Genomic DNA, 12,053 nt, shown 5'->3' with positions numbered 1-12,053 from the left:
GGTTTTTTTGTTTGTATGGGAATAATTATCAATATTTTCAAAAAACATTGACAGTTCAATTGACGCTGGATAAAATTTACTTAAAATTTTAAAAGATTGGTTGGTGCTCATGATTATATTGGATAATAGCATTCAGACAAAAAAAAGAACTGATTCACTATCCAAACTCATTACAGTCAACACGCTCGGCCCTGAGGGGACAAGCAGTGAGTACGCAGCAAAGCATTTCATTTCCAATTTTACTCTTCTACAAGGGCTGAACAGTAAATTGTCCTTGCATGATACTTTTGAATCATGCATCGAAAGGACGCTCCAAAGCCCGCTGGAATATACCATCGTCCCACATGCTTACGATGGCATTAAGCATTTCTACATGAGGCCGGATTTGCAGCTATTGCAGATCTTCAGGTGCGACACACCGATGTACGGCCTGGCTGTTCGTCCTGATTTTGAATTCAGAGACGATATGCTTGATACATCTGTTATTGTTTCACATCCTTCACCTATTAATTTAATAAAATATTTTACCCGCAAAGATGTTCGATTCAAACTAGTCAATTCAACCAGTCAAGCTGCAAGAAAAGTAAAAGAAGGTTTGTATGACATTGCCTTAACCAATGAGCTTGCACGGCAAAAGTACGGGCTAACCTTTGTAAAAACATTCAAAAGCATTCCAATGAGCTGGTCATTATTTGGAAAAGGAGACGTTGATGATGAAAACTAAAGAAGATATGCAGGAGCTTTATTTCCCGACACCGAAATTAATTGAATGGGAAAACGGAGTGAGACAGTATTCAACCGTACGAGGGGATACTGAAGTATTAATGTCTTACGTCCCGCCGCATACCAATGTTGAACCCCATCAGCATAAGGAGGTCCAAATCGGCATGGTCGTTTCTGGCGAGCTGATGATGACTGTCGGAGATGTGACAAGAAAAATGACAGCCTTGGAATCTGCCTATATCGCGCCGCCGCATGTGCCTCACGGGGCAAGAAACGACACAGACCAAGAAGTGATTGCTATTGATATCAAGCGGCTGAAAGCTGATGAAACATATACAAGTCCTGAGGACTACTTTTTGGATATTTTCAAAACAAGAGACCTGCTGCCGGGCATGGAAGTCACGTTCTTTGTTGAGGATTGGGTAGAAATTATGCTTGCCAAAATCCCTGGAAATGGCGGAGAAATGCCTTTCCATAAACATCGGAATGAACAAATCGGCATCTGCATCGGCGGCGGCTATGACATGACGGTCGAAGGCTGCACAGTCGAGATGAAATTCGGCACAGCCTATTTCTGTGAGCCTCGTGAAGATCACGGTGCCATCAACCGTTCGGAAAAAGAATCAAAATCGATTAATATCTTCTTCCCGCCGCGCTACAACAGAGCAAAAGCAAAAAAAATGAAGGCGGATGAATGATCATGAACCTCACCGATAAAACCGTCCTCATAACAGGAGGCGCATCAGGCATTGGTTATGCTGCGGTTCAGGCTTTTTTGGGCCAGCAGGCCAATGTGGTTGTGGCGGATATTGATGAAGCGCAGGGAGAAGCAATGGTACGAAAAGAAAATAATGACAGGCTGCACTTTGTGCAAACGGACATCACAGACGAAGCTGCCTGCCAGCACGCAGTTGAATCGGCGGTTCATACATTTGGCGGACTCGATGTCTTGATTAATAATGCAGGCATCGAAATCGTGGCGCCTATTCACGAGATGGAGCTCAGCGATTGGAACAAGGTGCTGCAAGTCAATTTGACCGGCATGTTTTTAATGAGCAAACATGCACTCAAGCATATGCTGGCCGCCGGCAAGGGCAACATCATTAATACGTGCTCTGTCGGCGGACTCGTGGCATGGCCTCATATTCCTGCCTATAACGCCAGCAAAGGCGGGGTTTTGCAGCTGACTAAATCAATGGCCGTTGATTATGCGAAGCATCAAATTCGCGTGAACTGCGTATGCCCGGGGATCATCGACACACCGCTGAATGAAAAATCATTCCTTGAAAATAACGAAGGCACACTTGAAGAGATCAAAAAAGAAAAGGCGAAGGTAAATCCGCTGCTGAGGCTTGGGAAACCTGAAGAAATCGCAAACGTGATGCTGTTTTTAGCCTCGGATTTATCAAGCTATATGACCGGAAGCGCCATCACTGCAGACGGAGGATACACCGCACAATAGAGAAGGAGTGTTTTACATATGGAGAGAAAAACAGTATTGGTCATCGCTGATCTTGGAGGCTGCCCGCCGCACATGTTTTATAAAAGCGCTGCTGAAAAATATAACCTGGTCAGCTTTATTCCAAGACCTTTTGCAATTACAGCCTCCCATGCAGCATTGATTGAAAAATACTCGGTCGCGGTCATAAAAGATAAAGACTATTTTAAGAGTTTAGCTGATTTTGAGCATCCTGACTCCATTTATTGGGCGCATGAGGATCATGACAAGCCTGAGGAAGAGGTCGTCGAGCAAATCGTCAAGGTTGCCAAAATGTTTGAGGCGGATGCCATCACAACAAACAATGAATTATTCATTGCCCCGATGGCGAAAGCCTGTGAACGTCTGGGCCTGAGAGGTGCCGGTGTGCAGGCAGCCGAAAATGCCAGAGATAAAAATAAAATGAGGGACGCTTTTAATAAGGCCGGAGTCAAATCGATCAAAAACAAACGAGTCACAACTCTTGAGGATTTCCGTACTGCTCTTGAAGAGATCGGCACACCTCTTATCTTAAAGCCTACATACTTAGCGAGTTCAATCGGTGTAACGCTGATTACGGACAATGAGACGGCAGAAGATGAATTTAACAGAGTCAATGACTATCTGAAATCAATTAACGTGCCAAAGGCGGTTACGTTTGAAGCGCCGTTTATCGCTGAAGAATTTTTACAGGGTGAGTACGGAGACTGGTATCAAATAGAAGGGTACTCCGACTATATCAGTATAGAAGGCATTATGGCTGACGGTGAGTATTTCCCGATCGCCATTCATGATAAAACGCCGCAAATCGGGTTTACAGAGACATCCCACATTACGCCGTCCATTCTGGATGAAGAGGCAAAAAAGAAAATTGTCGAAGCTGCCAAAAAGGCAAATGAAGGGCTTGGCCTGCAAAATTGCGCAACACATACAGAGATCAAGCTAATGAAAAACAGAGAACCGGGTTTAATAGAATCAGCAGCCAGATTTGCCGGCTGGAATATGATCCCTAACATTAAAAAGGTTTTCGGCCTTGATATGGCGCAATTATTATTAGATGTCCTTTGTTTCGGAAAAGACGCCGATCTGCCTGACGGATTATTGGATCAAGAGCCTTACTATGTCGCCGACTGCCATTTGTACCCGCAGCATTTCAAACAAAATGGCCAGATTCCAGAAACTGCTGAGGATTTGGTCATTGAAGCGATCGATATTCCGGACGGGCTTTTAAAAGGGGATACTGAAATCGTTTCTTTTTCGGCCGCAGCACCAGGCACTTCAGTTGATTTGACATTGTTTGAAGCTTTCAATTCCATTGCTGCATTTGAACTGAAAGGCAGTAATTCACAGGATGTGGCTGAATCAATCAGACAAATTCAGCAGCATGCGAAGCTGACGGCAAAGTATGTGCTGCCAGTATGAAACAGCTGAAACCCAACTCTAAATACTTGCTTTACGGGCAGGCGCTATCGTTCATGGGAGACTATTGTGTTCTCCCTGCCCTGCTCATTTTGTCTACATATTATCACGATTATTGGGTGACGTCCGGGGTCATCGTGGTCAGAAGCATTCCGATGGTGTTTCAGCCGTTTTTGGGAGTTCTGGTCGACCGGTTAGACAGAATTAAGATCATGCTGTGGACGGATATCATCAGAGGCATCATCTTTTTGGGGCTCACATTTCTTCCAAAAGGCGAGTATCCGCTGATTTTTCTGGCCCTGCTGTTTATTTCTTATGGAAGCGGCGTGTTTTTTAATCCCGCCCGTCTCGCTGTCATGTCGTCCTTGGAATCAGATATTAAAAGCATCAACACGTTATTTGCAAAAGCGACAACCATCTCCATTATCGTCGGGGCGGCTGCCGGAGGGCTCTTTCTGTTAGGGGGATCTGTAGAGCTGGCTGTTGCCTTTAACGGTGTGACATACCTGGTTTCGGCATTTTTTATCAGCCGTATCAAGCTGCAATTTGTGCCGATTCAATCTGAAAACATTAAAGAGGCCTTTCAGTCTTTTAAGGAAGGACTCAAGGAAATCAAAACCAATGCATTCGTATTAAACGCCATGTTTACGATGATTACAATGGCTTTGCTGTGGGGAGTTGTGTACAGCTATTTTCCGATTGTCAGCCGCTTTTTGGGTGACGGGGAAATCGGCAACTTTATTCTCACATTCTGCATCGGTTTCGGCGGCTTTATCGGAGCGGCGCTTGTCGGCAAATGGGGCTTTAACAATAATAGAGGCCTGACGTACTTTACCGTTTTATCCATTGTCTCGCTGGCGCTGTTTTTATTCACGCCGATTTTCGCTGTTTCTGTCATCGCGGCGATCCTCTTTTTCATCGCGATGGAATACGGGGAAGTGCTTGCAAAAGTGAAGGTTCAGGAAAATGCGGCAAACCAGATTCAAGGGCGCATTTTTTCAGTGGCTGAAGCGTCTATCGGATTATGCATTTCTATTGGTTCAATGTTCATTAACATCCTCAGCGCTCCGGTCATTATGGGGCTGATTGTCGTGGTCGTATGCGGTTTGTTTCTGCATACGAAGCTCGTCAACAAATCGTTTTTGGAACGGGATAACAAAACGGAGCAAAAAGGAGTCTTTTAGATGGAAATAACACCGTCCGATGTCATCAAGACACTTCCAAGGCAGGAGTTTTCTCTCGTTTTTCAAAAGGTAAAGGAATTGGAAAAAACGGGGGCCCATATCATTAATCTCGGACAGGGGAACCCTGACCTTCCCACTCCGCCGCATATTGTGGAGGCTTTGCGGGAGGCGTCCTTGAATCCTTTGTTTCATGGATACGGCCCTTTCAGGGGCTATCCTTTTTTGAAGGAAGCAATCGCTGCTTTCTATAAAAGAGAATACGGCGTGACAATCAATCCTGAAACGGAGGTCGCGCTTTTCGGAGGCGGGAAAGCCGGTTTGTATGTGCTGACACAATGCCTGCTCAATCCGGGAGACATCGCTTTAGTCCCGAATCCAGGCTACCCTGAATATTTATCAGGGATTACGATGGCGCGAGCTGAGCTTTACGAAATGCCGCTGTATGAAGAAAATGGCTATCTGCCGGATTTTGAAAAGATTGATCCAGCCGTGCTGGAAAAAGCGAAGCTTATGTTTTTAAACTATCCGAACAACCCCACTGGAGCTGTGGCTGATGCGGCTTTTTATGCAAGAGCTGCTGCTTTTGCAAAAGAGCATCATATCCATTTGATTCATGATTTTGCATACGGAGCGTTTGAATTCGATCAAAAACCGGCCAGCTTTCTTGAGGCAGAGGATGCCAAAATTGTCGGAGCAGAGCTTTATTCATTTTCAAAAACATTTAACATGGCCGGCTGGAGAATGGCGTTTGCGGTTGGGAACGAAAAGATCATTCAGGCCGTCAATGAATTTCAGGACCATGTATTTGTCGGCATGTTCGGCGGGCTGCAGCAGGCAGCGAGTGCGGCGCTTTCTGGAGATCCGGAGCATACGGAATCGTTGAAACGAATTTATAAGGAACGAATTGACTTTTTTACGGCGCTTTGCGAAAAGGAACTGGGCTGGAAGATGGAAAAGCCAAAAGGAACCTTTTACGTATGGGCTGAAATTCCGAATACGTTTGAGACATCTCACCAATTTTCCGATTACTTGCTGGAGAATGCCCATGTCGTAGTCACACCGGGCGAAATTTTTGGAAGCAACGGAAAAAGGCATGTCAGAATCTCAATGGTGTCGAAGCAGGAGGATCTGCGGGAATTTGTCACGCGGATTCAAAAGCTGAACCTGCCGTTCGGGTCATTACAAGAAACATCCCGCTAAAAAGCGGGATGTTTTTATATGCTTTTCATGCTGCCGCCGTCAGCGGAAATTTGCTGTCCCGTGATGTAGGAGGCTTCCTCAGAGGCAAGAAATGCGGCGAGCGCTGCGGTTTCTTCGGCTGATCCGACCCGTTTCATCGGAATCCCGGAAGCAATCTGTTCTTCTGCTTTCTGTTTGGATATGCTGTTCTTTTTCATCACATTTTCCACAAATTGATGATAACGGTCTGTAGCGATAAAACCAGGATTCAGACAGTTGACAGTAATGTTGTGAGGAGCAAGCTGGATGGAAATATTTTTACTGGCGTTAATTAAAGCGGCATTCATCATACTGTTTGTGAACATGTTGGCGCCGGGTTCCTTCCACAGATTTCCGACAATGTTGATGATTCTGCCAAACTCGTTTTGTTTCATCAGTGAGGAAGCACGCTTGATTGCGTCAATATAGGCAACGGTCTTTTGAGTGAACGTGGCCGTCATATCCTCTATATTGCAGTTATCAAATGTGTCAGGCGCGCCGCCCGGGATATTATTAATCAGAACATCAAGCCGTCCGCATTGAGATTCGATTGCCTGAAAAATGGCCGCTCTCGTATGCTGGTCAGACATATCGCCCGCAAGGACAATGACGCTCGCCTCAGGATGCTTGGCCAAAATGTCTTCTTTGACAGATTCAATATTATCCAAATTTCGCGAATTAATGACGAGGGAAAAGTGCTGGTCTGCTAATTTCAGAGCGATTGCTTTCCCAATCCCTTGACTGGCTCCCATAACAAATGCGGTTCGTTTTGACAAATAACTGCACCCCTTTGAAAAAAATGGATTATTATCTACATCGTAAGAAAAAACGAAGAAAATAGCAAATTTTATTTAAATTCTGATAAAGGAGAATTGAAAAACTCCCGCCGGATAGGGCGGGAGGGGATATTATACATATAAGAATTGAGGAAGTGTATCAAGCGAAAGGTGATTGCCGACAAAGAATGAACCAAATTCGCCATAGCGAGCGCTGACTTCGTCAAAACGCATTTCGTACACTAGCTTCTTGAATTGAAGGACATCATCGCTGAATAATGTAACGCCCCACTCGTAATCGTCAAAGCCGACAGAGCCGGTGATGATCTGTTTGACTTTGCCCGCATAGCTGCGGCCGATTAAACCGTGGCTTCTCATCAAGTTTCTGCGTTCCTCCATTGAAAGCATATACCAGTTGTCGTTGCCGGATCTTCTTTTATCCATTGGATAGAAGCATACATATTTTGATTCCGGCAGTTTAGGGTAAAGGCGCGCGCGCACATGCGGATTTTCGTAAGGATCGCCGTCACCGCTTGCCAAGTAGTTGCTCAGCTCTACCACTGATACGTAGGAGTATGCCGGAATGGTGAACTCAGCAAGTCTTGATTTGTTGAATTCAAGCTCAATTTGATTTAATTCTTCCATTGTAGGACGAAGGATCATCAGCATAAAATCAGCTTTTTGGCCGACGATGCTGTAAAGAGTTTGGGATCCTTTTCCTTCTTTTTGGGCTACGCCCCATTTTTCAAGCAACCCGGTGAATTCATGTATGATAGATTGGCGCTCATCACTGGACAGAAGCTTCCAGGAAGCCCAATCCATTGTGCGGAAATCATGAAGCGCATACCAGCCGTCAAGCGTTTTTGCCGCTTCATTCGTCATTTGCTGTTCACTCATTTATCTTCACTCCCATTATCTTTTCATGATTGCCTTCACTATACCATAGTTTATCCGATTCTACTGTGGAGAAACCTTGAACATCCCTTCCGTATAACTCCAACAAAATAGAAGAACCTATAAAGGAAGATTGAGTCACTTAAATTAGTTAGAAAAATAAGATTTTTTTATGAAAGCGCTATAATGAAAGTTGGCTGTTTGAATTTGATTGGAAGAAGAGTATGCTAGTAAAAGAAAGCGTTTTTGTAACTTTTTGAGGAGGTTTTATTGTGGCAGATTTATTTTCAACAGTGCAAGAAAAAGTAGCTGGAAAAGACGTTAAAATTGTATTTCCTGAAGGCTTAGACGAGCGTATTTTAGAAGCGGTCAGCAAGCTTGCAGGAAACAAAGTGCTGAATCCGATTGTGATCGGCAATGAAAATGAGATCCAAGCAAAAGCAAAAGAATTGAACCTTACGCTGGACGGCGTTAAGATTTATGATCCTCATACATATGAAGGCATGGAAGACCTTGTACAAGCATTCGTAGAACGCCGCAAAGGCAAAGCGACTGAAGAACAGGCTCGTAAAGCATTATTAGACGAGAACTACTTCGGTACAATGCTGGTGTATAAAGGACTTGCAGACGGACTTGTAAGCGGAGCTGCTCACTCAACTGCTGACACTGTCCGCCCGGCTCTTCAAATCATCAAAACAAAAGAAGGCGTGAAAAAGACTTCCGGCGTGTTCATCATGGCTCGCGGAGAAGAGCAATACGTATTCGCAGATTGTGCGATCAACATTGCGCCTGACAGCCAAGATCTTGCCGAGATTGCGATCGAAAGTGCCAATACGGCAAAAATGTTCGACATTGAGCCTCGCGTGGCAATGCTCAGCTTCTCTACAAAAGGCTCAGCAAAATCTGATGAAACAGAAAAAGTAGCGGATGCAGTGAAAATCGCGAAAGAAAAAGCGCCTGAACTGACACTTGACGGCGAATTCCAATTTGATGCTGCATTTGTTCCATCTGTAGCTGAGAAAAAAGCGCCGGATTCCGAAATCAAAGGGGACGCTAACGTATTCGTATTCCCAAGCCTTGAAGCAGGAAACATCGGCTATAAAATCGCTCAGCGTTTGGGCAACTTTGAAGCGGTAGGACCAATCCTGCAAGGTTTAAATATGCCTGTAAACGACCTTTCAAGAGGATGTAACGCTGAAGATGTTTACAATCTCGCATTAATTACAGCGGCGCAAGCACTGTAATAAAAATGAAGACGATGGCAGCTCTCGACCGAGGGCTGCCTTTTTTGCGCTTCCGTATAGCCTTCTTTACCAAGACGGATGATATGAGTACAATAAAGAAAACTAATCATAACCATATATTTCATTAATGACAGGGGTGGGGTTTTTGTATTACGACGTGCTGAAAACGTTTATAGCGGTGGTAGAAGAAAAAAACTTCACAAAAGCGGCAGAAAAGCTGATGATCTCCCAGCCCAGCGTCAGTCTGCATATCAAAAATCTTGAGAAAGAATTTCAAACGGCTCTTCTGAACAGGTCGCCAAAACACTTTACGACAACGCCGACAGGAGACATTTTATATCAAAGAGCAAAGCAAATGGTGTTTCTCTACGAACAAGCCAAGGCTGAAATCTATGCGCATCACCACTATGTGAAGGGCGAATTGAAAATAGCTGCAAGCTTTACAATCGGTGAGTATATTCTTCCGCCACTATTGGCCCAGCTGCAAAAGCTGTATCCAGAGCTGAATCTAGATGTCATGATTGGCAATACAGAGGAGGTCAGCGAGCGTGTGCGGATGCTTCAGGCTGATATCGGGCTGATTGAAGGACATACAAACGAGAATGAGCTGGAAATTGAACCGTTCATGGAGGATGAAATGTGCATTGCCGCTCCAAATCAGCATCCGCTGGCCGGGCGGAAAGAGATTTCGATCAGCGATTTGCAGAACGAAGCGTGGGTGACAAGAGAGAAAGGCTCCGGGACGAGAGAATATCTCGATCATGTACTCAGTTCAAATGGACTTCGGCCGAAATCAATGTTCACCATCAGCAGCAATCAAGGTGTAAAGGAAGCGGTGATTAACGGCATGGGACTTTCGGTTCTATCCAGAAGCGTACTGCATAAGGATTTGATCCACCGCGAAATCTCAATTCTGCATATTAAAGATTTCTCGTTAAAGCGCAAGCTGTCTTACATTCATTCTCCTCTCATGGAGAATACAAAAAATAAAGAAATTTTTATTACGATGCTGAAAAGCAATTATCAATCACAGCTGCTGAAATGATATAATAGTTTTCGTTCAATAAGCCTAACATGAAAGGGTTTTACATAGATGGCAAACCAACCGATTGATTTACTGATGCAGCCGAAATGGAGAGTCATTGACCAATCCAGTCTCGGCCCTTTATTTGATGCGAAGCAATCCTTCGCAATGGATGATACGCTGTGCATGTCCGTCGGAAAAGGCGTGTCGCCGGCGACAGCGCGCTCATGGGTGCACCACGATACAATTGTCCTTGGAATACAGGATACACGCCTCCCGTTTTTGCAGGATGGCATCTCCTTGCTGGAGAGCGAAGGATACCGTGTGATCGTACGCAATTCCGGCGGTCTTGCCGTCGTATTGGATGACGGTGTTTTAAATATCTCTCTCATATTCGAGGACGAAAAGAAAGGCATCGATATAGACAAAGGATATGAAGCGATGGTCGAGCTGATGAGACGAATGCTGAGACCGTACAATGCAAAGATCGAAGCCTATGAAATTGAAGGGTCTTATTGTCCCGGCAGCTATGACCTCAGTATAAATGGCAAAAAGTTCGCCGGCATCTCTCAGAGACGCGTTCGCGGCGGAGTCGCTGTTCAAATTTATCTCTGTGCGGATAAAAGCGGCAGTGAAAGGGCCGACTTGATCAGACGATTCTATCAAGCGGCGCTGAAAGACAAACAAAACGATAAAAAAGGCGTCTATCCGGAAATACGTCCGGAAACGATGGCGTCCTTAAGTGAGCTTCTGCAAAAAGACATCTCCGTACAAGACTTAATGTTCGCTTTATTGACGGAATTAAAAGCGTTAAGCACTCATCTTTACTCTGCCGGACTGTCCACTGATGAGGAAATGGAATTTGAGAAAAACCTCGTCCGGATGGCTGAGCGGAATGCAAAGGTATTTGGGTGAACGTTCTTCGCATGCCGGCTGTATATGCCGGCATGCATTTTTTATCACAAGCGGCATTTTACCCCAATAATCTTATTTTCAGATAAATCCTTCTTACATACAGATAACCACAGCAAAAAGAAAAACGATAAAATGACATCAGCATCCATATTAAAGGGGAGAGGCAGATGAAAGGGAATATTTACAGCCTTTTTGTATTGATTGCGGCTTTTTTCTGGGGGACCACGGGAACCGTTCAGGCATTGGCTCCAGAAAGCGCCACACCGCTGGCATTTGGAGCGTTCAGGTTATTAATAGGAGGAAGCGCCATGCTGCTTGCGGTTTGGATCAGCCGGGAGCTTCACGTGAAAAATTGGTCATGGCCGCTCGTATTTTTAGCCGCTGTTTGTATGGCGTGTTACCAGCCGCTGTTTTTCACAGCGGTTAAAGAAACGGGAATTGCAGTGGGAACTGTGATTGCCATCGGCAGTGCGCCTATCATTGCCGGGACCCTCGAATGGGCTGTATTGAAGAAACGCCCGCGAAACTCCTGGTGGATTGCGACTGTGCTGGCTTTAACGGGTTGCTGGCTTCTGTTTTCCGACAGTTCCAATGTTCGGATTGATGTGGCTGGTGTTCTTATGGCGCTTGGAGCGGGTGCTTCTTTTGCAGGCTATACGCTCATCAGTAAAGCGATGATGAAAACCCAGCCTCCTCGAGCGACCTCTGCCGTTGTATTCATGCTCAGCGCCATCTTGCTGACGCCGCTATTATGGCAGTCAGATATCTCGTGGATATGGACCCCTAGAGGACTGGGAACAAGCCTTTACATCGGGTTAATTGCAACATGTGCCGCATACTTTTTGTTTGCGAAAGGGCTTACCGGGGTTCCGGCCTCGGCGGCGGTCACGCTGTCTTTAGCGGAACCGCTGACGGCTTCATTGCTTGGCGTGTTTTTCATAGGGGAAATGCTTTCGCCTTCCTCGTGGCTGGGCATTGCGCTTATGATGCTGGGGCTTTTGGTCATTTCTGCTGCGCCTCGAAAACAAAAAACGGCCGAGGCAGCTCACATGTCTTAATAGATTCACATAAGCTTCGCCTCATTTTACAAGAATAGCTGATCCGGCTGCAAAATGAGGAAATTCTCTTTTCTCAATAGAAAAGGGGATTTTGTACATGGCGAAAATCCCAAAACAGCTG

General features: G+C 45.2%; 12 protein-coding genes. 10 read left to right on the top strand and 2 right to left on the bottom strand.

The window, feature by feature from the left end; all coding sequences use genetic code 11:
* The first annotated feature begins 109 nt into the window (after window positions 1-109).
* Genes bacA through bacF form a run of 6 tightly spaced genes read left to right on the top strand, consistent with a single transcriptional unit; the run spans window position 110 to window position 6,003 of the window.
* Window positions 110-724 carry a prephenate decarboxylase gene (gene bacA, locus FB592_RS03615; RefSeq protein WP_009968341.1) on the top strand — a complete coding sequence of 205 codons (615 nt, stop codon included), beginning with the start codon at window positions 110-112 and terminating at the stop codon, window positions 722-724.
* Window positions 714-1,421, top strand: a complete 708-nt coding sequence (gene bacB, locus FB592_RS03610; RefSeq protein ID WP_003244300.1) for a 3-((4R)-4-hydroxycyclohexa-1,5-dien-1-yl)-2-oxopropanoate isomerase — start codon at window positions 714-716, stop codon at window positions 1,419-1,421. The genes bacA and bacB overlap by 11 nt, the downstream gene beginning before the upstream one ends.
* A 2-nt stretch (window positions 1,422-1,423) precedes the next feature.
* Window positions 1,424-2,185, top strand: coding sequence for a dihydroanticapsin 7-dehydrogenase (gene bacC / locus FB592_RS03605; RefSeq protein WP_141949361.1), 762 nt, complete (start codon window positions 1,424-1,426; stop codon window positions 2,183-2,185).
* An 18-nt stretch (window positions 2,186-2,203) separates the two neighbouring features.
* Window positions 2,204-3,622: an alanine--anticapsin ligase gene (gene bacD, locus FB592_RS03600; protein WP_133954535.1), complete on the top strand. Its 1,419-nt coding sequence runs from the start codon at window positions 2,204-2,206 to the stop codon at window positions 3,620-3,622.
* On the top strand, window positions 3,619-4,803 hold the full coding sequence (gene bacE / locus FB592_RS03595; RefSeq protein ID WP_072173263.1) for a bacilysin exporter BacE: 1,185 nt from the start codon (window positions 3,619-3,621) through the stop codon (window positions 4,801-4,803). The genes bacD and bacE overlap by 4 nt, the downstream gene beginning before the upstream one ends.
* The gene (bacF, locus tag FB592_RS03590) at window positions 4,804-6,003 is read left to right on the top strand and encodes a transaminase BacF (protein WP_141949273.1); all 1,200 of its coding nucleotides are present in this window, start codon (window positions 4,804-4,806) and stop codon (window positions 6,001-6,003) included.
* Window positions 6,004-6,017: 14 nt separating this feature from the next.
* Here bacF and bacG read toward each other — a convergent pair whose 3' ends face one another.
* On the bottom strand, window positions 6,018-6,797 hold the full coding sequence (bacG, locus tag FB592_RS03585; RefSeq protein WP_015714908.1) for an NADPH-dependent reductase BacG: 780 nt from the start codon (window positions 6,795-6,797) through the stop codon (window positions 6,018-6,020).
* 132 nt (window positions 6,798-6,929) lie between these two features.
* Window positions 6,930-7,694: a hydrogen peroxide-dependent heme synthase gene (gene hemQ, locus FB592_RS03580; RefSeq protein WP_141949272.1), complete on the bottom strand. Its 765-nt coding sequence runs from the start codon at window positions 7,692-7,694 to the stop codon at window positions 6,930-6,932.
* A 269-nt stretch (window positions 7,695-7,963) separates the two neighbouring features.
* Here hemQ and pta point away from each other — a divergent pair, with 269 nt between their 5' ends.
* From pta to FB592_RS03560, 4 genes are all read left to right on the top strand, one after another.
* Entirely contained in the window at window positions 7,964-8,935 is a 972-nt protein-coding gene (pta, locus tag FB592_RS03575) for a phosphate acetyltransferase (RefSeq protein WP_003235941.1), read from the top strand.
* A gap of 145 nt (window positions 8,936-9,080) precedes the next feature.
* Complete coding sequence (cysL, locus tag FB592_RS03570; protein ID WP_014481233.1) at window positions 9,081-9,980, top strand: cysJI operon transcriptional regulator CysL; 900 nt, start codon at window positions 9,081-9,083, stop codon at window positions 9,978-9,980.
* A 48-nt stretch (window positions 9,981-10,028) separates the two neighbouring features.
* Window positions 10,029-10,874: an octanoyl-[GcvH]:protein N-octanoyltransferase gene (ywfL, locus tag FB592_RS03565; protein WP_021480904.1), complete on the top strand. Its 846-nt coding sequence runs from the start codon at window positions 10,029-10,031 to the stop codon at window positions 10,872-10,874.
* Between the two features lie 167 nt (window positions 10,875-11,041).
* Window positions 11,042-11,932 carry a carboxylate/amino acid/amine transporter gene (locus tag FB592_RS03560; protein WP_038829804.1) on the top strand — a complete coding sequence of 297 codons (891 nt, stop codon included), beginning with the start codon at window positions 11,042-11,044 and terminating at the stop codon, window positions 11,930-11,932.
* The last annotated feature ends 121 nt before the right edge of the window (window positions 11,933-12,053 follow it).

Origin of the sequence: Bacillus sp. SJZ110, assembly GCF_006715455.1 — a bacterium.
GTDB lineage: Bacteria > Bacillota > Bacilli > Bacillales > Bacillaceae > Bacillus > Bacillus subtilis.
Note: the sequence above shows the minus strand (reverse complement) of the source record. Positions and strands in the feature narration are given on the sequence as shown.

Excerpts from the sequence above, each read along its gene's own strand:
- bacA (WP_009968341.1), top strand. The coding sequence starts at position 110 with ATGATTATATTGGATAATAGCATTCAGACAAAAAAAAGAACTGATTCA.
- bacC (WP_141949361.1), top strand. The coding sequence starts at position 1,424 with ATGAACCTCACCGATAAAACCGTCCTCATAACAGGAGGCGCATCAGGC.
- bacE (WP_072173263.1), top strand. The coding sequence starts at position 3,619 with ATGAAACAGCTGAAACCCAACTCTAAATACTTGCTTTACGGGCAGGCG.
- bacB (WP_003244300.1), top strand. The coding sequence starts at position 714 with ATGAAAACTAAAGAAGATATGCAGGAGCTTTATTTCCCGACACCGAAA.
- hemQ (WP_141949272.1), bottom strand. The coding sequence starts at position 7,694 with ATGAGTGAACAGCAAATGACGAATGAAGCGGCAAAAACGCTTGACGGC.
- FB592_RS03560 (WP_038829804.1), top strand. The coding sequence starts at position 11,042 with ATGAAAGGGAATATTTACAGCCTTTTTGTATTGATTGCGGCTTTTTTC.
- bacD (WP_133954535.1), top strand. The coding sequence starts at position 2,204 with ATGGAGAGAAAAACAGTATTGGTCATCGCTGATCTTGGAGGCTGCCCG.
- bacF (WP_141949273.1), top strand. The coding sequence starts at position 4,804 with ATGGAAATAACACCGTCCGATGTCATCAAGACACTTCCAAGGCAGGAG.
- ywfL (WP_021480904.1), top strand. The coding sequence starts at position 10,029 with ATGGCAAACCAACCGATTGATTTACTGATGCAGCCGAAATGGAGAGTC.